Origin of the sequence: Micromonospora sp. S-DT3-3-22 (assembly GCF_015354745.1) — a bacterium.
In the GTDB taxonomy this organism is placed as follows: domain Bacteria; phylum Actinomycetota; class Actinomycetes; order Mycobacteriales; family Micromonosporaceae; genus Micromonospora; species Micromonospora wenchangensis.
The window spans coordinates 1-2,268 of sequence record NZ_JACGMO010000257.1; the positions used below are offsets into that span (position 1 = coordinate 1).

2 protein-coding genes and 1 pseudogene are annotated in these 2,268 nt (G+C 66.7%); 2 read left to right on the forward strand and 1 reads right to left on the reverse strand.

Annotation, left to right across the window (positions count from 1 at the left end; genetic code table 11):
- Nucleotides 1-130: 130 nt before the first annotated feature.
- Both H1A17_RS35915 and H1A17_RS35260 read left to right on the forward strand, forming a co-directional pair.
- Nucleotides 131-970: pseudogene (locus H1A17_RS35915) on the forward strand (GDSL-type esterase/lipase family protein); the annotation flags it as partial.
- A 135-nt stretch (nucleotides 971-1,105) separates the two neighbouring features.
- Nucleotides 1,106-1,999, forward strand: coding sequence for a VCBS repeat-containing protein (locus tag H1A17_RS35260; protein ID WP_255542185.1), 894 nt, complete (start codon nucleotides 1,106-1,108; stop codon nucleotides 1,997-1,999).
- A 127-nt stretch (nucleotides 2,000-2,126) separates the two neighbouring features.
- On the opposite strand, the gene H1A17_RS35265 is transcribed toward H1A17_RS35260, so the two are convergent.
- A complete protein-coding gene (locus H1A17_RS35265) occupies nucleotides 2,127-2,252 on the reverse strand; it encodes a hypothetical protein (RefSeq protein WP_255542184.1) in 126 nt (41 codons plus the stop codon).
- Between the last annotated feature and the right edge of the window lie 16 nt (nucleotides 2,253-2,268).

Consider the following 2,268-nt stretch of genomic DNA (forward strand, 5'->3'; position numbering starts at 1 on the left):
CACCTCCAGGCGATCATCAAACACCGACTCAAGAGCATCCAGTACCGCACCGACCTACTCGACAGCTTCCTCGCCCACACCGGCCTGACCCTCGAACCCGACACAACCTGACCATTCAAGATCTGTAGCGGCCTACAAGCCCAACCTCGTGTTGCTGCATATCGGCACCAATGACATGAACCGGAACGTGGACCCAGCCGGTGCGCCGGCCCGGCTGGGCAACCTGATCGATCAGATCGTGCGTGACCTGCCCGACGTCACCGTGGTGGTCTCGACGATCGTCCCCTCCCGCAACGTGGACACTCAAGGACGGATCTTCGACTACAACAACTCCCTCCCGGACGTGGTCGCCCAGCGTCAGGACGACGGAAAGCGCGTGTGGCTGGTCGACATGGCCTCGGTGACCACCGCCGACCTGGCCGACTACCTTCACCCCAACGACTCCGGCTACCAAAAAATGGCGGACGTGTTCTACGAGGGCATCCAGGCGGTCGAGTTCGCCGGCTGGGTCGCGCCGCCGCCCGGCGGTGACACCGGTGGCCCGGTTCGTGGCTGGGATCCGCAGGGCACGGTGGCCCTCGGCACGATCACCCCGGGAAACCACCCCGGCAACATCGCCCTGGGCGGCGGGGACGAGGTTCACTACGCCGATGTCAGCGGCGACGGCCGGGCCGACTTCGTGCTCACGCACACCAACGGCTACGTCGACATGTGGGACAACGGTGGCATCGAACCCGACGGCACGATCACCTGGACCACACATACGACGATCTTCACCAGGGCCGGTAACCTTGAATGGCAGTTCCCGGACTGGGACGGCGACGGCGCCGCCGAACTGATGGCCTACGACCGGGACGACTCTACCCTGTACATATTCCGGCGTGACGGCAGCAGGGCCATGACGCCGAACGCGTGGTTCGTCCCTGAAGGCGAACAGATGCTCTTCGCCGACCTCGACGGCGACGGCTTCGTCGACTACCTCCATGTCAGAGCCGACAGTTCGGTCGAGGCGGGAATGGGTACAGGCCCTCGCATGAACTTCCCCTTGCGGGGTGTCGTCGCACTCGGGGTGAACGTGCCCGGCAGCCGGATCCGCTTCGCCGACATGGACGGCGACCGTAAGGCGGACTACCTCGCCGTCGATCCGTCGACCAGCTCGACCCGGATGTGGCTCAACAGCGGTCCCGCGTCCGGCGGTGGCTGGCTCTGGACCCCACCGCAGGGCCCGATCACCTCCGGAACATCCGCCCGGATCACCTACGCCGACATCAACGGCGACCGCAGGGCCGACTACCTACAGGTCAATGCCGACAGTTCGGTCCAGGCCTGGCTCAACGGCGGTCTAGGCCCGGCAGGTTGGTACTGGACCCCGCTGGGCACCATCGCGCTCGGCGTGAACGTGCCCGGCAGCCATATCCGCTTCGCCGACGTCAACGGCGACGGCAAGGCCGACTACCTGGCGGTCGACGGCGACAGCTCCGTCAAGGGCTGGCTGAACGGCGGCCAGGCGCCGGGAGGCTGGTACTGGACCCCGGTGGGCACCTTCGCCCTAGGGGTGAACGTGCCCGGCGACACCATCCGCTTCGCCGACCTCAACGGCGACGGCAAGGCCGACTACCTCGCGGTCGACGGCGACAGCTCCGTCAAGGGCTGGCTGAACGGCGGCCAAGCACCAGGAGGCTGGTACTGGACCCCGGTGGGCACCGTGGCGCTCGGCGTGAACGTGCCCGGCACACAGATCAGGTTCACCCCGCTCAACGGAACCGGCAAGGCCGACTACCTCGCCCTAGGCGACGACGGCTCAGTCAACGTCTGGGCGAACTACGGCCCAGCCACGGGAGGAGGCTGGCTCTGGGCCTCCGGCGGCCAAGCGACCCGCGGCTTCGGCTCGGCCGGCACACGAATCCAGTTCGCCGACCTCAACGGAGACGGCCGAGCCGACTACCTCGACATCAACCCGACCAACGGCGCCACCAAAGCCTGGCTCAACCTCGGATGAGCCATTCGAGACCATCGCCCAGCGTCGACCTAACCGCGAAGCGACCAGGAACTGAGCGCCTATCACAGATCGGTCAACGGATGAACGCGACCGGTTGTCGGGCCACGTCAGTGCAGGGCACAGGCGATCAGCTGTCCGCGCAGTGGGCGTCGGCAAGGGCCTCGCCGAAGAGCCGTCCGGCGAGTTCCACGCAGCGCATCCGGGCAGGAGAGAAGTCGTAGGGCATCTTGGTGATCGCTGTGGCGGCGCTCATCTGGGTGTCCTCCTCC

Coding starts and splice junctions, on each gene's coding strand:
- H1A17_RS35260 (WP_255542185.1), top strand. CDS start 1,106: ATGGACGGCGACCGTAAGGCGGACTACCTCGCCGTCGATCCGTCGACC.
- H1A17_RS35265 (WP_255542184.1), bottom strand. CDS start 2,252: ATGAGCGCCGCCACAGCGATCACCAAGATGCCCTACGACTTCTCTCCT.